The following is a 19089-nucleotide window of genomic DNA, read 5'->3' as shown; positions in this document are numbered from 1 at the left end:
CTAAATAAAAAATCATTTACTGATAGCAAAAATATTAAGTAACTATGACATATCTATAGTTAAGGAGACTTAATTTAAGTGGTGACCCGTTTTGAGGATCCCAGCCAAGTACCTTATAAAGAGGGTGGCGGAAAGGTTATTACTACTGTTTGCTATTATTAACTTTCTGTTTTTCCTATTCAACGTTATGCCATTTATATTCCATTATAACCCTGCTAATTTCTACGTCCCTTTGACGTACAAAGGTATATCGAGGGCTGCGTTGATACAAGCTATAGACAGACAGTGGGGGCTCGACCAACCTCTTTACGTACAATATGTAGACTATATCAAGAACATGCTCACGTTCAATTTCGGGTATTCCCTTACTTATGGCGAAAATATAATTACCCTGATTATGCAAGCACTCCCTGTCGACCTCATAATTTTAATCCCGAGCCTACTTTTAAGTACAGGGATGGCTATAGTACTGGGACTTATCTCAGTAGCCAAAGAAGGGAAGTTAGTGGACGTAATAAACAGTACTGTAGCAATATTCACATACTTTATACCGGCTTTTTGGGTGTTCGCTATAGTACTATACTATTTTGGGTTCCAACTTAACTTATTCCCCACCAACATAGCAGAAGCTGTAAACGGGACTTCTGGGATAACATATATAGCCGCGTTATTAAAGTTCGCCTCGTTACCGATCATTATCCTTACCATCTTGTCCTATGGAGTCAGGATGATACTGACAAGGAGTTATGGTGTGGAAGCTAACCACAGTCATTTCGTCACATATTTGAAAGCAAGAGGGATCCCCTCAAGGAAGATATTGTTAAAGCATGTGATGAGGAACTCAATAATACCTGCTGTGACCAGGACTGGAATAGATTTCGCGTTTATCCTGGCGGGCGCCGTGTTTGTCGAAGAAATATTTAACTTTTACGGGATGGGCGAGCTCCTGTTACAATCAGCTGAAAATTTAAACATTCCCGTTCTAGAAGCAGCTTTCTACTTTATTAATTTGTATGCGATAATAGTGTTGTTAGCGGTAGACTTAATTTATCCCTTTATCGACCCAAGGGTGAAGTATGAATGAATAGGGTATTGAGAGACCTACTTCACAGAAAGTCTTTTATTATTTCACTAGCGATACTAATATTCTTCGTCCTCATAGCGGTTATAGGCCCCATGACTACCCCATACAAAAACCCTTACTCATCCTCAGAATATTACGTAGCAGGCCCTTATGCAGTACCTTCATGGGCTACAATTTTTCCGCAGTATAAGGACTATCCCCCCGATATGAGCGCTACTCTCAACTTGACCTCTAGTTCGGGAAATGGTCAAGTCTCTTATAACGGTTCATATTACGTCGTGTACCTTAAACCCAAACAGTCCGCAAACCTCACGTTTACTCTAGACTGGAAGTACAGTTACCCATACTCATTTACTTTTTCCACTAAGGTCATCCCTTATACTACGCAGGGAGTCCAAGTTAACGTCTACGGAGTAAACACCTCCGGCTATAAATTTTTCCTACTGAGTTATGTGCCTTCTATTTACCAATTTGAGTATAATTACCCCACAAGTCCACTCAACTTGAATACGCCTAACCCTATCTCAGTAAGCCCTTCTACACTAAACCCATCTGATAGCCCTTATGTGGCCTCTTTACCGTATAGTCAACAAGCACTTGTAGGGCTACAACTACCAGTTCAGCTCATGGGTAAGCCTGGGCCAGTAAGCGTTATAGTGAGTGTGATAAATATCGGATCTACACCTGCTAAAGTATACATAGCCCCCATTCACTTCAGCGACTTGGGTAGGGCATTCGGGATTTTAGGTACTGATGATAACGGCGCCAGCGTCTACGCGGAGTACGTTATAGGTGCTAGGTTCGACCTTGAGTTAAGCGTGGTCGCTTCAATACTCATAGTGGGTATAGGCCTAATTTTCGGGTTAATAGCAGGTTACGTAGGTGGAAAGACCGACCTAGTTTTGAATTCCCTAACAGACTTCTTCCTAACAATCCCGGGCCTACCATTACTAATATCACTTGAGACCGTGTTTGTAGTTACTGGGATTGCCGCTAAAATAAGTAAGCCCGTGCTGATCCTCCTAATAATAGGGGGGCTGTCATGGATGGGGACTATGAAGATAATCAGGTCGGTAACGTTAAGCGTAAGGAGCAGGACTTTTGTAGAGGCATCGAGGGCTATGGGAGGAGGTCCTTTTCACATAATAAGGAAACACATTTTGCCTAATATATTAGGTGTAGTTTTTGCACAGCTAGCTTATGACGTACCCGTAGTTATACTGATAGAATCGGGGCTGGACTTTTTAGGTTTTGGTATCTCCTTATCAGAGTTTCCGACGTGGGGGAACATGCTGGGAGCAGCTACGGACGCTGCGTCTAGTGCTAACTCATTTGCTTGGTGGTGGGTTATCCCACCGGGCCTGTCAATAGTTTTGTTATCGGTAGCGTTTTACTACTTCGGCACTGCCCTACAAGACGTCCTAAGTCCTTTCAAGGTAAGGGGTGAATAATACTTGAACATTCCAACAAACGGGGCTATACTTAAAATAGAAGGTTTAAAGACTTATTTTAAGACTAAAACTGGTTATGTGAAAGCTGTAGACGGGGTTTCCCTATACGTACCTAACCAAATGGTAGTAGGCGTAGCGGGAGAATCAGGGAGCGGTAAGTCTACGCTCATTAACACGATATTCCGTGTGTTATCTAAAAATGCTGAAATAAAAGGGGGAGAAGTGTTATACCAAGATAGAGACATCTTAAAGATGGATGAGGAAAGTTTCAGTAAAAAGATTAGGTGGAAGGAGATAAGTTGGATACCCCAAGTGTCTATGGACGTGTTAGACCCCGTCTATAAGGTAAAGGACCAGATGGTAGAGACTATACTTGCCCATGAGGACACGTCAAAAGCGGAGGCACTAGAAAGGGTCTATTCGATGATAAAGTCTGTTAACTTAAGGCCTGAAGTCCTAGAAAAATACCCTCACGAGCTTTCAGGGGGGCAAAAACAGAGGGTAGTGATAGCAATGGCCCTTCTGCTAGACCCTAAATTGGTCATTGCCGACGAGCCTACTACAGCACTAGATGTAATAGTCCAGGCCCAGATAATAGATATTATAAGGAAACTCAAAAAGGAGAAGAACTTCAGTATGTTATTCGTAAGTCACGACTTGGCCTTACTCGCTGGCTTAAGCGATTACTTAGCTATTATGTACGCGGGAAAAATAGTTGAGTTCGGAAAGGTGGAGGAAATATATAAAGCGCCCTCTCACCCCTACACCCAGTTACTCCTGGAATCCATCCCGGACATAAGGAAGAGGGGGAGTAAGTTAAAGTCTATATCGGGTTCTCCACCAGACCTACTGAACCCCCCTTCAGGCTGTAGGTTTAACCCCAGGTGTCCATTTGCTATGGACGTGTGTAAAAGTGTTGAACCAGAAATAGTTAACGTCTCCCCTACACACTACGTAGCTTGTCACCTTAGGAAGTGATGGGGATGATAGAGGCAAAGAACTTGAAAGTATATTTCAAGACTAAAGACGTGGTAATAAAAGCCGTAAATAACGTCTCTTTAACGGTAGAAAACAAAGAAATAGTATCAGTAGTGGGTGAGTCCGGTAGCGGTAAGACTACTTTAGGTAAGACTCTGTTAGCGTTAATTAAACCGCTGTCTGGACAAGTCATCTGGAACGATAAGAACGTGTTCAAGTTAAGGGGAAGACAGTTAAAGGAGTTTAGGCGGAAGAACCAGATAATATATCAGGACCCCTTTGACGCTATAGATATCAGGATGAAAGTATATGACGTAATAGCAGAGGGGATCAGGATCCACAAGCTCGCAAGAAATGAAGAAGAGGAAAAGAAAATGGTATATGAAGCGTTAGAAGAAGTGGGCTTAACACCCCCTGAAGAGTTCAGCGTTTCTTATCCTACCCAGCTTTCAGGAGGGCAGTTGCAGAGGGTGGCCATTGCAAGGGCATTAGTCTTAAACCCTGAATTCATTGTGGCTGACGAGCCAGTTTCTATGTTAGACGTCTCAATTAGGGCCAGTATCCTTGACCTTTTCACTAAGGCAAATGAAAAAGGGACATCGATCCTGATGATCACCCATGACATAGCTACAGCGTCTTATGTGTCATCTAGGATCTTCGTGTTATATCACGGTGACTTAGTCGAATACGGTAAGACCGATCAGATAATTGAAAATCCCAAACACCCTTACACACAAGCCCTCATAGCCGCAATTCCGGTGCCGGAGCCAGGGTATGCCTTACAAGTAAAACTTAAAGATACTGATGAACCAGACCCGCCAAACGGGTGTCCACTGTACCCGAGATGTCCTTTCAGGAAAGAAGTCTGTAAAATAAAGGAGCCTCAACTCGTTGAAGTAGAGCCAGACCACTATGTCGCATGCCACTTATATTGACGAGGAAAGGGAGTTCAGGATAGGGAAGGCAGAAGTTTTTTCACTAATACTAGTCGTTGGGCTACTTACGTTCTCGGCCATAGAGGGTTACGGTATATATTTTTTCCTATCTGTAGCAGTCTTATCTTTACTGTTGGTGTTTTATAGGAAAGGAGAGCTTATCAGGGCGTTTAAGACGTTGAAGACGAATAAGGAGTACATTAGGGAGTACAAGTATTCTAGGGCAGTGAAGCAGAGCCGAAGGGACAAAGTCCTGTTCCCAATACTTTTCCTAGCCCCTTTTATAGCCCTTTACGTTTTCCCAGTCCCAGAGAACTTGTTTATAGCCCTAGGGGCAGTAGCAGCCTACCCTTTATCAAATATCTTAAATATGGGCCTAATATTATGGATGGAGAGGGCCCTCCACGGAAAGATATACTCGATATTGGAAATAGTAGAGATAAAGGAAGAGGAAGACTTATATGTAAAAAGGTTCGGTTATAAACTAAAGGAAAACTAAGGTCTTCCCTCCCTCTTAATCCTCCCGTGAGGGTTCAACGTCTTCCCTTTTTCTACCACGTTAATTTCCACATGGATGACATGCAGTACCAGCCCGACCAGTAGGGACACTACACCTAAGACAAGGCTTTCTTCACCCAGAGCCCCAATAACCACTAAGGACAGTAAAATTGACATTATTTGGAGGTAAGGGTATAACGGGGCCCTAAAACTCCCCATAATCCCCCTCCTTCTAGATATTATTACGGCCAACGCTGTGGTCAGGTAAGAAAAGACTGTACCGAAATTAGATACTAACCCTATCACTTCTACATTACCTAGCCCTAAAGAGGAGACCATTATTGAAATTACTATAAATGTAGTTATACTCTCTTTTTTGCCTAGAATTGGAGGTATCAAGTTGTCCTCAGCCATCTGCTTAAGTGTCCTTACTGTCGCTATTATTGTAGATAAGGTAACGGTAAGGGTCGCTATCACAGCCGTAGCGGATACAGCCAATACGATGAGTAAGGGAGCTCTAGCTCGTTGTAGGGCAAATGAGAGGGGGTTCCCCTGTTGGCCGTAGACCTGCCACGGGAGTATATATAACATAGAGAAGACGACCATGATGTAGAGGAGTGAAGTTATGACTAAAGAGATGACTATAGCCCTAGGTACTGTCTTTTCCCCGTCCTCTACGTCCGGTGTTAAAGTCGCTATAGTGTTAAAGCCGGAGTAAGCAAAGAAGGCAAGAGAGGAAGCTGAGAGTATTCCATATAACCCGTGAGGTGCGATAGGTGTGAAATGCGAGATGTTAAATTTTCCCGACACCAGGGCAAATGCTATGAACAATATGAGGCCTAATATGTTCACCACTACCAGGACGGACTCGATCTCAGAGGTCAGTTTTAGCCCCGTTAGGTATACTACCCCCAAGACGAGTATAAGGATCCCGGCGATGATAAAAGTTAGACCCGGGACTTGTAGGTAACTGGCGAAGCCTAACGCGGTAGCAGCCCCGGACACGGAATAGGAGATCATACGCATCCACCCGACCAGAAACCCTACGGAGTCCCCCATAGTGAGTTTGGCAAATGAGTACACACCTCCCTCAGTCTCTGGGTACTTTGAGGCTAGTTCAGCACTGTTGAGGCCTATACTCATGGCCAATAGCCCGGTAATTATAAATGAGACTAGTGCTGATGGCCCCGCTAAGTATATCGTACTCCCTGCCATCACGAAGATCCCTGCCCCTATAATATTCCCTAGTCCTATTGCAGTCGCCTCAAATAATGATAACTTCTTTTTCACGTTGTGGAAAAATTGAGAGTAAAGATAAAGTGTTATCGGATTAAAAATGTGCCTCCATAGCACTTAAACTGACAGAACCCTCTGCGTACTCTAATTTCCATTAATCTCGCTGAGAGATATATAAAACTTATTTAGAAGATTTACCTATATCCTTCTTTGGGATTATAGCAGAATTCTTTCATTCATAAATTCTTAGGAATAAGTAATATAACCCTTCGAATACTAGGAAATATGAGGTTTTCGTGCTATAACGACACTATAACATATCCTAGTGATTACCGTTTGTCCCTACACCTTCATTTCCATCATTTTAACTTTTAATTATGTTCGGGTGTAGGGACTTAGCCCTCGACCGCCTACCTAACTTAACAGTATGTGGGTTATGGGGCTCCTTTGAGCCCAACAGCACGGGGCTCACATTTCTGCAATCTTTTGGGCATAGCCCACATTGAGTGGGGTGTCGTCCTGTTATAGGAACCTAACATAAACAGATATAAAAGATTCCTATTAGCGTGAAAAAGGATTCAGCCTAATAAACTAGCTTCTTTATGACCACTACCAAGACCATATTTTAATAAGTTCTGTTTTATATACGGTCTTTTCACCCTATTTGGAGCGTTCTACATAGTTTTATAGTAGCTTTTATTTTTCATCACCTGATATAAACTAACTAGAAAATCCTATATCTATTGAAGTGAAAAGTATAGGTATACAGTATTAATATTAAGCCGTAAGTAATCTTAAGAGTGGAGTAAGGATTAATCTTAGTCATAAGAAGAGGGATGTAGGAGTTTGGGTCTATAGCTTAGGTCAAGTGCAAGGTATTTATACTTAGTCAGACGCTTATACGGTAAGACCTCGTCCTTCTGCCCAGAAAATGTTCACGTTTTATACCAAAGTACTCTTGTCCTTTATAACTGACTAAGTATAGTATTATATGGTGTGAAACTCTGTAGTTCTGAAACTCCATTTGGTGTATTAGGACGTACTGTATGTAGAGGATATGACAAAGATTTCGTCACGCTACTGCATATGCCATGGATTTTCATCTTAACCTCAATACCTCGGACAGCGCTTATTGAAAAAATCGTGGTAACGGAATTTGTCCTAAATAATTACGTCTATGCTTGTACTTAGTCTTAGTTAAATATTCAAGAACCCCCGACTCATGACCATGAAATATATAATATTACATGTCTAATTAGTAAAAACACGTCGACGTAAGGATTTTACGTGAAACATTACTCGGTTTACGTCTAGAAAATTATTTTATATGTATGAGAATACCCTGCTAAATCTGAATAGTATAAAACATTATCATAAAACGTATATCTTGATTATCCTTAAATGACAAGAAAACGCGTCTAGTATACTATTGCTATTATTGTTTATCTTTAGGACGGCCTAGTAAAATAGTATAATTATCGATAATATATAATAGATAAAATGAAAAAAATTTAAATATAATTATCACTAATGTACTAGTAATGATAGAAAAGAGAGTTATGCTTACACTTAAGGCTGATCAAAGACAGTTACTCCGAGACGTTTACGACTTAAAGAACATCAGGAACTGGTGGATGTTCCTTAAGGACATTGAGATGATAAGCGAAGACAGTTATATTGCTAAATTCCGGGTCTTTATGTCATTCAAATTTTCAATGAAAAGGACTATTGGGATAAACCGTGTAGTCCATGAGGGGGTCATGAAATTCCCTAAAGCTTCCTTCAAGTTTACAGTAGAAGCCTACCCTAAGAAGAGCGGTGAAGTAGACTTGCTAATAAAAGGTGAATACTCAGGCCCCCTAGAGAGGCTAGCGGGGACCACTATGGAAGTTTTTCTTAGAAATTTTGCAAAGAACCTTGAGGAAAAATATAAAGGAAGAAGCGAAGAATTGAAAGTAAGGCAAATATTGCAATACCAGTTAGAAGCAAGTAAGGACTATAATGGTGAAATAATAATTACAATTAACGACTGCAGGATAGTAGTAAAGGGAGGAAGGATAATAGAAGCACAATGTGAAGGTGCAAAAGGTGATGAAGCAATAAAGAAAGTATTAAACGACGAGAAACCTAAGATAAAGATAGAGTATACCTAGGAGATTTTAGTATTGCGTAATTGCCATATAGTTGCCTCATACTACGCCTCTAACAGACTTGGGTTTGCAACCATAGGAGGATTATTAGTTAAGGAGAACCTCCTACGGTGACACGCTTTAGTTTATAAGGGCAGTTTGGTCTCCAAATTGCTAGTGATGAGTTCTCTGCATAAACTGTTTAGATATAGAAAATAAATGGATACATGACCGCTCACTATTAAACTCGTAACACTTTATTAATAATCTCCATAAGATAAATTTTTCAATTAAACTCACTAGGCGTATATATTTTAAGGCTTTTTAAGGGATTATTTGCATATCTTATTTCAAAACTCAATAATTAGTTTAAAAACTGACTAAAATTATAAGTGAATGGCCCTAAATTAACCATGATAGAACATGAAAACAGGTTCAACTGCCTTCGCCATAGTACTTCTTCTTATAGGACTAGTTATTGGAGTAGGATTAGGGTATGCTATACACTCCCCTTCAACAAAGACTATAACCCAAACAGTCCCTACGACAGTTACTCAGACTTCAACGGTCACCCAAACATCAACCACAACCGCTACAGTCACACAAACTACTACACAGACTGTTACGCCTCCAACGTCTGGGATCACCTTTCAGACTAAATCGATGGTAATGCCTTCACCGCTTACCGGGGTCAACGAAAATGTAACCCTCATTACTTTCTCTAACTCTACATCTACTTGGTACCAGTACACTTACTACAATTACGGTAACTGTTTATTACCAGAATGGACAATGGTATACTATTACCCCTATAATTTACCTCACGACCCCTCGCAGTCACCTAACTGGACTGTGTACGCTTTCTCACAGAACCACGAGTCTTACCTTAACATAAGTTTCCCTGCAGTAGAATGGGCATATGAACAGATGAACGGCTTACCGCTAAACGCACCGTTCCCTGCATATCAGGCACTCGGAAATAAGTCTTCAGCTGTAACCTTAACTCAGATGGTCGGAGACGCAGTGGGAGTCTCATATTATGACGGCATAGTGTATGTGCCCGCTGATTCTAATGCTATTTACGCCATAAACGCGTATACCGGTAAACTGGTCTGGATGGCAACTACGGCAAACTCTGTGATGAGCAACCCGCTCGTCATCGACACGCCTAAAGGGCCTATAGTAATATCGTCTATAGGGGACGCTGGGTTCTCGGCTTCCCACGGGCTTTTTGCCGCTGTTACCGGTAACTTTGCCAACGTAATAAGGGGGTACAGCTACGGTGCTGTCTACGCCTTTAACGCTACCGACGGGCAACTTTTATGGGTGCACTTTGACAGAGGTAATGTAATGCCCACTCCGGCTTATATTGACGGCTTGGTGATATATGGAGACGGTTCGGGACATATAGTAGCGTTAAACGCTACAACCGGACAAGTAGTATGGAGGACTTATGTGGGCGTTTCAGCGTTTGACTCCATGAGCTCTACTAACTACTACATTTTCCCCAACGGTACCGCAATCGCTATAATGGGCTTTACTTTAGCGGAACCACCTTACGGTGAATTGGTGGCAGTTAATGTAGCTAACGGGAACATCGTATGGAAGTTCACATTACCTAAAGGTTATACTCCTTTCAATACCGGGATGGGAGACGTCTCACCTGCAGTAGACCAAAGTAGGGCAATCGTAGTACAGAGTACCATAGTGAATTTTGTGAAGTCTAATAAGACCATCGGTTTTGCAGTATTTGCTCTAAACGCGACTAACGGTCACCTGTTGTGGATAGAACAAGTAGGGAGAGGTTATGTCCCACCCGCATTCAAGGGTGGAGTGCCGTTGATATATGATGGCGTAGTTTATGTGGGTTCACCGGTAACAAATACTATCTATGCTATAAACGAGACTGACGGTGCAATAATCTGGGAGGCAAAAATACCTGGTGTCCAAGGGCCCCCAAGCGGAGCTGGCGGTGGAAGGGCTAACCCTGTAGTAGTTAACGGTTACCTAATTGAACCTGCAGGGAGTTATGTTGACGTATATAACGCAAGTAACGGGATGTTAATAAAAAGCTACTATGTTGGCGGGAGGTTTGGAATAGTCAACGCTGTGGTAGTGGGTAGTACGGTATTTCTGGATAACAGTTACAGTTGGGCTTTTGCAATACCGTTAGCAAATCTGATCTGATCGACTTTTTTTGTCCTTTCTGAAAGGTTTTTAGCTTTTTTTAAAATCACCGTCAGGTTTTAAAGAGCTAGGGCCTTTTCTTTGTTAAAGCGTAGGTACTAACGCAGTTTTAGACGGCCCTTTGTCCTTTACCACCTGATAGAGAATAAATACTCCCTCATACTCTAAAAGCCGAAGTAAACGTGGACCTTCTCTATGAGTTTGCCGGGCTTAACCACGATTTTCACCATAATTTTATCTTTTTGCCCTTAACATGCTGAGCTGGAATAAAAATAACAGTTCGCCGCCGAGGTCTTTGATGATAAAAAACGTTTACCTTTTACGATTATATTTTTCTGTGGGACTAAAAACTTTATCACGGTTATATTTAGCCCAATATTAGCGATATAAATAGGTGAAAATTTTCGTCATTGATATTGTTTTGATTATTTTTTAAAATCAAGCGATATATAATAAATAATATTTAACGTTTATCTAAAAATCATGATAATTATTAAAACCTCTCAAATAGTTTATACATAAATTTGGCAACGCTTATATTTATCTTGTAATATTTAAATATGACCTTAATGAGTTCAAACAAACAAGTCCTCAGCGGGTTAACCCCTTTATTGTTGTATTCGTTAGCAACATACGTTATGGTAGCCCCAGCGTTTACCGTAACTCAGTTTAATTTGCCTCAGTGGTTGTCCTTCCTGATCGTGTCTATACCGTTCGGAGGGAGAATCATAGGTTCTTTGACCTATCAACGTTTGATAGTCTCTTTAGGTTCTAAGGCTCTATACGTATTCTCAACTATATCTCTCGGCATTTTATCAGTAGCAAGCGGTATTACTATCAATATCCCGCTTTTGTTAGCTGTAAGGGCATTTATCGGCGTAGTCTTCGGGATAGCGACTTCTCTAGCCGTAGAGGAAGCCGTTTCCTCAGGTAAAAAACTTTTGGTTGCACTGACCATGAGTGGATGGGCTTTCGGCTGGATAGGGGGTGCAATAGCATACATATACTTGAAGGAGTGGACTTTGATCGCCCTAAGCGGGTTGATAACCTCGCCTTTCTCCTTGCTTTACCCTAATGTGACCGATTTCGCAAGGTATAAAAACCAGAGCCTATCTTTACCGTCTCTGACTTCCGTCTTGATCTTCTTCTTCTCGTTTGAGCCTGCATTTGTGTTACAGCTGGCACCGAGTATCGTTGAAGACCAAGGCGGGATTATTTGGGTGATTATAGGTTATGCACTCTCAATACCTATGTACTTACTGGTGCCCAGGTTGTCAATAAGTGAAGCCAAAGTCACCGCGATATATACTTTGGTGTCTGCAATAAGTGGTGTACTATTTTTCCAAACGTCTATTCCTTACGTCCTTGTGTTATTTACAGCTTTTGGCTTAGGGATTAATTCTATAGCGCCAAGGCTTGCGTCGGCTTATGGTGCTACGCCCAGGAACATGGGTATTGCGCTGAATACCGCAGCACTAGGAGGGGTAATAGTACCTGTCGTCAGTTCGATAGATATAAAGGCAGTAGCTACTCTTTTCACAGCTATTTCGATGACTATCCTCTTAATACTAAGTGTTAGAGCTAAAACTCAATTAGGAGTAGGAATTAAGTGATTTTTATCTTAATTGAAATGAAGTATGATTAGGCGATTCTTAACAGTATAAGTCTTTATCATTACATAAAATTAGAAAAATAAGGAGCATAGACGCTAATATACCTATTTAGTTACATTACTATTTCTTTAAACCTTGCTCTTAAATGTATAATACCTATTGTCAATCCTATCAATAAGGAAATCAAGGCTAATTCTATCACTTTTGTCTCATAGGGCGTCAGCCTGACGGGTTGGGATAATGCTACCCCTTGATAGACGATCATTAGCGCGGCTAAAGTCATCATAGATAATGTCCCAATTTTTACGTTTTCAGATACATTTTGAAATTGCAGTTTTCTTAGCTATAATTAACTATTGCAATTATAAAAAGTTTCATGTTAAGTGTGTAGCCATATAAAACTTACGTTCTTAATATTCAGATGAAAGCCTATAGACACGAAGAATAACGATCCGAAGACGTTAAGTAAAGACGAGGTTATCTTAAGAAACTCGAGGATTAAGTTTAAACGAGGGCGAGGCCACCTTCTTCCCGTCCTTTAAAATACTGTATGACCTCTCGTTTATCCTTTTCTCAGCTGGAGTAACCTCCTAAGAACTTCTGATTTAACCTCTTTCCAGTTCTCTATATTAGATCTCACCTTTAGACTTATGATCACGTACTCCTTATCGCTCTGTTCGCTTAGAAAAGGACCTTCAACTATTATGTTGGCGTAAACAAAGTTTATATATACGCCTTACGTATACGTACTTATGTCAGAGGTCTTGAGCGTGAGGGTGAGGAGGGAGTTAAAGAGGAAGGCAGAAGAGCTCGGGATCAATATTAGGGAGATAGTAGAAAAGGCGATTGAAGAAGCTATAAGGGAAAAAGAGAAGGAGCGAATAAAGGCGATGGCGTTAGAGCTTAAGGAGCTCATGAGGGACGTGAGTGAAGAGGATTGGGCCAGAGCAGTGAGGGAGAGCAGGGACGAGAGGTAAGGGGTTCTTATTAGACACCTCGGCACTATACCCGGTCGTTACTAGGTATATAGATAACGTCGATCTAGACAAGGTATACATTTTACGTTTGACGTTTTATGAGGTAGGAAATGTGATATGGAAGGAGTCTTATCTCCACAAGAAGGTCAGAGATCCCGTACGTACAGCTGAGGTGTTCGAGGAGATAATGAAAGGGTTCAGAGTCTTAGAAGACCCTCCTATACACAGCGTGTTGAAGATAGCTGTGGAAAAGGGGCTTACCTATTACGATGCCTCATACGTATATTCGTCAGAAGTAAACGGCTTAACCCTGGTGTCAGAAGACAAGGAGCTTATAACTAAAACGAACGCGATCCCGTTAAAGGAGTTCCTCAAGGAGGTCTAAAAGGTCAACGCAGACACCTACGCGGTCTATGACGATTATAGACCGCGAGGTACAAGTAGAGCGTGTGAAGCCCAGAGGTAAGAACTCTTCCTACAAGTCTTATAAACTTGAAGGTGAGCTTAATCAGGTGTGAAGGGCAGGACAGCTCTAAAACTAAGTGTTAAAACCCACTGTAGAGGGAAGGGGGTACTTATAGTCTTTTTAAAGGATGGATAATTGTACAGTACGCATAGTCCAGCAGGCTAAATAGGTTGGCGGTTTGTCAACCTCGACTGCTAAGGCCCTAATAGGGTTTGTCGGAGAAGTCAGCAGCACCAAAATTTTCCTCAAACACCAAATACTGGGGCTTTATTCTGACCTTATGGAATTTCAGAGCCCCGACGGCTCTGCTATGTAAGCCTTCGTAATTACTGATTAAGATACGTCGTGGTTTTACGTAAAACGTTATGAGGTCCTCACCCCTTAGTTACCAGCAACGGTAACACGTCGTTAGTGTATGTTTAACAGGTATTTAAACCCGTGACAAGTAAGCTTAAAAGTTGACGTGGGTGTTTAATAATAATGACTATTATTGTAAGGAAAACTCATGAGAAGGACGGGAAGAGGATTTATATCCGGGTTGGCGAGAGCCCGCCAGCTGTAAAGGAAGGCAAGATAAAGGACGGGGCTTTCTTTATAATAGTCGGAGATGATGATGGAGAGAAACAGATAAGGCTAACAGACCAGGAGGCGTTAGACATAGCCCAAAGGATAATGGCAGTATATCATTTACACGTAAAAATATATAGGAAGTTAGACAAAAAGACTTACCAAGAGTATAAGGAGAGGATGAGAGTCCCGGAAAGCGACGAAAAGTTAGAGAACGACATAATAAGGTTCCTAATCAGGTCTGGAGGCGAAGCCACTGTCAAAGACATAAGGGACTCACTGGGTGTTAAACACGCGGACTACCTCCATACCATGGAAAAATACGGTTTAGTAATAGTCGACGGGGACAAAGTCATACTGAACATGGGGAGAGGTAATACCCACCGCTGATTTTGTACGGGTAGAACTTATTGGTAATGGTAACGGCTGGGTATTACCCTAAACACTTACGTGGGTACTTGTACCTTACCTTACGTTAATGTTCAAGATTTCCCGACTCCCAACCGCGGGGTATTAATATCATACACCTAATTAGTAAAAACATGTAGACGTAATAGTTTTACGTAAAACGCTATACGATAGGTATTACATACTTAATTTTCGGTCTCCATGTGTACTTATAAGTTGCTAACACTTGTAGGGTTCTAAAAGCCAACAAGAAACTGTTTAGCATTTTAAGCATACGTCTATCGTAGCCTCACATTTTTCACAAATGGTTCCGAAGGTTGAAACGGAATATATACAAAGGATTGAAAGCCTCGCCCTTTAGGCGGGAAGTCAGAAGTCCAAGAACAAGCAAGCTGATCCACGCGACACTACCTCGCTCAGGTGAACGTCAAATAACGCCCACATTTATTATAAATGGACTATATATAAGTAAACCTTTCTAAAAATAAAAAAGAAATTTTAATTTTATAGTGTTATTAAGGTAAGTTTTTAAATATTAGGTGATATCTAAAGGTTGTGGCTCTGAAGGTATTAGTCGATAACAGAGAAATGGTGGCTGAAGAGGGAGAAAGTATATTATCCCTCCTTAAGAGGAACGGGATCTATATACCCCATATATGTTATAACGAGGGACTAACTCCCCTGCAGAGCTGTGACTCTTGTATAGTAGAGGTTAACGGGAAGCTCGTTAGGGCATGTTCCACCAAAGCCTCAGAGGGGATGGACATCTCGGTAAACAGCCCCAAAGCGTTAAGTGCTAGAAAGTCTGCAATTACGAGGATTTTGAGGTACCATAAACTATACTGTAGCATTTGTGAGAACAACAACGGGGACTGTGTACTCCATGAAGCGGTTATTAAGGCGGGTATAAGTTCTCAGAAGTACACCGAAAAGCCCTATCCTCTAGACGATTCTGGTCCTTTTTATATTTATGACCCTTCACAATGTATACTCTGCGGTAGGTGTGTAGAAGCATGTCAAGATTTCGCAGTGAACGAGGTAATCTGGATAGACTGGGACTTAAACCCACCCAGAGTGGTCTGGGACAACGGTAACCCCATAGGAAACTCTTCATGTGTAAACTGCGGGACGTGTGTCACAGTATGTCCCGTAAACGCTCTGATGGAAAAGTCCATCTTGGGAGAGGCCGGATATTTCACCTGGATCAGGAGGGACCTTAAGAAAAAGATAATAGAGGCTGTAGGTAAAGCGGAGGACAGCTTTAACTTGTTGATGACCTTTAGCGAGCTAGAGTCAAAGGCAAGGGAGAACCAGATAAAGAAGACTAAGACGGTCTGTATATACTGCGGAGTGGGATGTTCCTTTGAGGTGTGGACTAAGGGTAGGAAAATACTTAAGGTAGAGCCTAAACCCGAATCACCAGCTAACGGTATACTCACTTGTGTTAAGGGAAAGTTCGGCTGGGATTTCGTAAATAGTCCAGACAGGCTTACAAAGCCCCTGATTAGAGAAGGAGATAAGTTCAGGGAAGCCAGTTGGGAGGAAGCGATCTCATACATTGCAAAAAGGCTGAGAGAAATTAAGGAAAAATACGGGCCTGACTCGATAGGGTTCATAGCCTCTGATAAAATGAGCAACGAAGAGGCATACCTCTTACAGAAACTTGCAAGGGCTGTTATAGGGACTAATAACATTGACAACTCGGCCAGATACTGTCAAGCACCGGCTACCGTGGGACTCTGGAGGACAGTGGGGATAGGAGCGGACTCTGGTTCGATTAAGGACATAGAGGAGGCTGAGCTCATAATAATCATCGGCCATAACACCACCGAGAGCCACCCAGTGATCGGGAGCAAAATAAAGAGGGCCCAGAAGGTCAGGGGGGCTAAAATAGTAGTAATGGACGTAAGAAAACATGAAATAGCGGAGAAGGCTGACCTTTTCATAAGACCTAAACCGGGGACTGATGCTGCTGTACTGGCAGCAGTAGCCAACTACTTAATAAACGAGGGGTGGATAGACAAAGAGTTCATTGAGAAGAGAGTCAAAGGGTTTGAGGAGTTTAAGGACTACGTAAAGCAGTTCACTCTGGACTATGTCGAGAGCATAAGCGGAGTCCCAAAAGACCAGATAGTGAGACTAGCTGAGGTGATCCATAAGGCAAAGAGCGTTGTGGTACTGTGGGGTATGGGGGTGACCCAACACTTGGGAGGAGCGGACACTTCCACAATTATCTCCGACTTACTGCTCATAACCGGCAACTACGGTAAACCTGGGACTGGGGCCTACCCAATGCGGGGGCATAATAACGTCCAAGGTGTAAGCGACTTCGGCTGTTTACCCAATTATTTACCGGGATATCAAAGGTTAGATGATGAAAATGCGGTCAGGAAATTTGAGGACTCGTGGAACGCAAAGTTAAGCACAAAGGCCGGGCTTCAAATACCTCAGATGATCGAGGGAGTACTAGAGGGAAAGGTCCACGCTTTATACATAGTCGGAGAAGATACAGTAATGGTAGACTGCGGGACTCCCTTAACCAGACAGGCCCTTGAAAAAGTGGACTTTCTAGTGGTCCAAGACATGTTCATGACCGAGACTGCTAAATTAGCAGACGTTATATTGCCGGCTTCAGCTAGCTTAGAGAAAGAAGGGACATTCGTCAACACAGAGAGGAGGATCCAGAGGTTTTATAAGGCTATTGAACCCTTAGGTGAGTCCAAGCCTGATTGGGAGATAATACAGATGATAGCCAAAGCACTTGGGGCAGACTGGGACTATAAACACCCCTCGGAAGTCATGGACGAGATAGCCAGACTTTGCCCGATATTCGCAGGGGTTAATTACTCAAGACTTGAAGGCTTTAAGAGCCTCTTGTGGCCCGTGAACGATTATGGCTCAGATACTCCCCTCCTTTACGTTAACAGTTTTGCGACCGGAGACGGAAAAGCAGTCTTGCATAAGTTGAGTTGGGCCCCTCCGGACCTAAAGGACGAAGTCCATAGGGTAATCGTAAATACGGGGAGGGTTTTAGAGCACTTTCACGTCGGTAACATGACCAGGAGAGTAGAAGGGTTGAGGAGAAAAGTCCCGGAGACTTTCGTAGAAATATCTAAGGAATTAGCCTCTAAGTATTCTATAAGCACCGGAGATACTGTGTTGATAAAGTCTAGATTCGGTGGAGAGATCAGGGCTAGGGCCGTAGTAAGCGATAGGGTTCAAGGGGACGAAATATTTATCCCCATCTTCGCGTCTGATCCCTCTAAAGGTGTTAACAACCTTACCGGACTGGAAGTAGATAGGGCAAGCGGGACACCGGGGTATAAAGATACGCCGGTAGTCATAGAAAAGGTAGAAGGAGGCACGGGGTATAGTCCCCTACCTCTGGACAATTGGAGGTTTCACGTAAACGAAAGAAAAAGACAAAAGGGGATAGAGGTGGAGAGGAAATGGAGGAGAGAGGAGTTCAGACCCTTGACGGACTGATACAACAATTAACGGAAAGTAAAGAGGCACTAGAACAGTTCCTGAGATTACTGAACGCCCTGCAAAGGTCAGGGATATTACCACTGCTCACCGGGATAATCGAAAAATTTGACGAGAACATGGCGTTTTTGGCTGAACAGAACGCTATACTAATAAGGAATATTGACGTAATTTACAGTGTACTAAGCGGTAAGGAAGAGGTCGAGGACGTCTCACTGAAAGACTTGATAAAACAGCTAAACGACCCTGACGTAAAGAGAGGGCTCTACTTGGTCTTGAGGATATTGAAGGCGATAGGGAGTGCAAGTAAAAAAGGTTAAGTTGACGCGAGTTAAGGACAAGGACGAGACCGTAGAGGAAGACTTTGTAACAATAGAAGAGCCTTTACATATTAGGGTATGCGACGAAAACTGCCAGACCTTCGCTATCATAATGAGGACGCCGGGAGACGATAAGGAACTGTCAATAGGTTTCCTGTATTCTGAAGGTGTAATAGAGGGCTTGGATGACATACGAGAGATAGAGGTCAGAGATAACACGGTGGACGTATGGTTAAATAAGGAACTTAAAGTCAGGGCTAGAGACCTAATAGTGAGCTCCAGTTGTGGTGTCTGCGGTAGGGCATTTCTTTACATGGTGAGCATAATAAAGTCCGAGACTAAAGTGAACAAAGAGTTGATTTTTTCCTTGCCCGAAAAATTGAAGCAGGGGCAGAACGCGTTTAATATAACCGGAGGCCTTCACGCTTCTGCGTTATTTACAAAAAACGGCAAGTTAGTCTATATCTACGAGGATGTCGGTAGACATAACGCCGTAGATAAGGTAATAGGTAGGCTTATCCTAGAGAAAAAATTACCAGCTGATTCACATATAATGCAAGTTAGCGGTAGGTTAGGGTACGAAATAGTGAGCAAGGCGATAAAGGCTGGGATACCGATTATTTGCGGTATATCTGCCCCCACGAGCTTAGCGATCGACATGGCTGAGGAAGCAGGAGTGACTTTAATCGGCTTTTTACGCGGTAAGAGCTTCAACGTCTATACACATAAAGAAAGGATCGTATAAGCTGGGAAA

The 19089-nt window shown here is 42.3% G+C and carries 16 protein-coding genes; 14 read left to right on the top strand and 2 right to left on the bottom strand.

Annotation, left to right across the window (positions count from 1 at the left end):
* Positions 1–91 precede the first annotated feature (91 nt).
* From KN1_RS07045 to KN1_RS07025, 5 genes are read left to right on the top strand one after another with little or no spacing between them, the layout of a single operon-like run.
* The gene (locus KN1_RS07045) at positions 92–1084 is read left to right on the top strand and encodes an ABC transporter permease (protein WP_221286576.1); all 993 of its coding nucleotides are present in this window, start codon (positions 92–94) and stop codon (positions 1082–1084) included.
* Complete coding sequence (locus tag KN1_RS07040) at positions 1081–2535, top strand: ABC transporter permease (protein WP_221286574.1); 1455 nt, start codon at positions 1081–1083, stop codon at positions 2533–2535. Before KN1_RS07045 ends, KN1_RS07040 begins: the two co-directional genes overlap by 4 nt.
* Before the next feature lie 9 nt (positions 2536–2544).
* Positions 2545–3513, top strand: coding sequence for an ABC transporter ATP-binding protein (locus tag KN1_RS07035; protein ID WP_221290588.1), 969 nt, complete (start codon positions 2545–2547; stop codon positions 3511–3513).
* A 5-nt stretch (positions 3514–3518) separates the two neighbouring features.
* The gene (locus KN1_RS07030) at positions 3519–4448 is read left to right on the top strand and encodes an ABC transporter ATP-binding protein (protein ID WP_221286572.1); all 930 of its coding nucleotides are present in this window, start codon (positions 3519–3521) and stop codon (positions 4446–4448) included.
* Positions 4426–4947, top strand: coding sequence for a hypothetical protein (locus KN1_RS07025; RefSeq protein WP_221286569.1), 522 nt, complete (start codon positions 4426–4428; stop codon positions 4945–4947). Before KN1_RS07030 ends, KN1_RS07025 begins: the two co-directional genes overlap by 23 nt.
* Here KN1_RS07025 and KN1_RS07020 read toward each other — a convergent pair.
* Positions 4944–6236 (bottom strand): APC family permease, encoded by a 1293-nt coding sequence (locus KN1_RS07020; protein WP_221286568.1) that lies wholly within the window; start codon positions 6234–6236, stop codon positions 4944–4946. The two genes, KN1_RS07025 and KN1_RS07020, sit on opposite strands and share 4 nt — an antisense overlap.
* A gap of 1487 nt (positions 6237–7723) precedes the next feature.
* Between KN1_RS07020 and KN1_RS07015 the strand changes: the two genes are divergently transcribed.
* The 3 genes from KN1_RS07015 (at position 7724) to KN1_RS07005 (ending at position 12111) form a co-directional block, all read left to right on the top strand.
* Positions 7724–8335: a hypothetical protein gene (locus KN1_RS07015; protein WP_221286566.1), complete on the top strand. Its 612-nt coding sequence runs from the start codon at positions 7724–7726 to the stop codon at positions 8333–8335.
* A 399-nt stretch (positions 8336–8734) separates the two neighbouring features.
* A complete protein-coding gene (locus KN1_RS07010; RefSeq protein ID WP_221286564.1) occupies positions 8735–10498 on the top strand; it encodes an outer membrane protein assembly factor BamB family protein in 1764 nt (587 codons plus the stop codon).
* A gap of 569 nt (positions 10499–11067) precedes the next feature.
* A complete protein-coding gene (locus KN1_RS07005) occupies positions 11068–12111 on the top strand; it encodes an MFS transporter (protein ID WP_221286562.1) in 1044 nt (347 codons plus the stop codon).
* A 112-nt stretch (positions 12112–12223) separates the two neighbouring features.
* On the opposite strand, the gene KN1_RS07000 is transcribed toward KN1_RS07005, so the two are convergent.
* Positions 12224–12397, bottom strand: a complete 174-nt coding sequence (locus tag KN1_RS07000) for a hypothetical protein (protein WP_221286560.1) — start codon at positions 12395–12397, stop codon at positions 12224–12226.
* Positions 12398–12863: 466 nt separating this feature from the next.
* On the opposite strand from KN1_RS07000, the gene KN1_RS06995 reads away from it, so the two are divergent.
* The 6 genes from KN1_RS06995 to fdhD all read left to right on the top strand — a co-directional run bounded on the left by KN1_RS06995 (position 12864) and on the right by fdhD (position 19080).
* On the top strand, positions 12864–13088 hold the full coding sequence (locus tag KN1_RS06995) for a type II toxin-antitoxin system CcdA family antitoxin (RefSeq protein WP_221286557.1): 225 nt from the start codon (positions 12864–12866) through the stop codon (positions 13086–13088).
* A gap of 49 nt (positions 13089–13137) precedes the next feature.
* Positions 13138–13473: a type II toxin-antitoxin system VapC family toxin gene (locus KN1_RS06990; protein WP_221290587.1), complete on the top strand. Its 336-nt coding sequence runs from the start codon at positions 13138–13140 to the stop codon at positions 13471–13473.
* 561 nt (positions 13474–14034) lie between these two features.
* A complete protein-coding gene (locus KN1_RS06985) occupies positions 14035–14511 on the top strand; it encodes a hypothetical protein (protein ID WP_221286555.1) in 477 nt (158 codons plus the stop codon).
* 606 nt (positions 14512–15117) lie between these two features.
* Positions 15118–18015, top strand: a complete 2898-nt coding sequence (gene fdhF / locus KN1_RS06980; protein ID WP_258712649.1) for a formate dehydrogenase subunit alpha — start codon at positions 15118–15120, stop codon at positions 18013–18015.
* Positions 17979–18335, top strand: coding sequence for a helical membrane plugin domain-containing protein (locus KN1_RS06975; RefSeq protein WP_221286551.1), 357 nt, complete (start codon positions 17979–17981; stop codon positions 18333–18335). Before fdhF ends, KN1_RS06975 begins: the two co-directional genes overlap by 37 nt.
* Complete coding sequence (gene fdhD / locus KN1_RS06970; protein WP_221286549.1) at positions 18316–19080, top strand: formate dehydrogenase accessory sulfurtransferase FdhD; 765 nt, start codon at positions 18316–18318, stop codon at positions 19078–19080. The genes KN1_RS06975 and fdhD overlap by 20 nt, the downstream gene beginning before the upstream one ends.
* Positions 19081–19089 lie beyond the last annotated feature (9 nt).

It is taken from the genome of Stygiolobus caldivivus, assembly GCF_019704315.1.
Taxonomy (GTDB): Archaea; Thermoproteota; Thermoprotei_A; order Sulfolobales; family Sulfolobaceae; genus Stygiolobus; species Stygiolobus caldivivus.
This window is presented reverse-complemented; position numbering and strand designations above follow the sequence as displayed.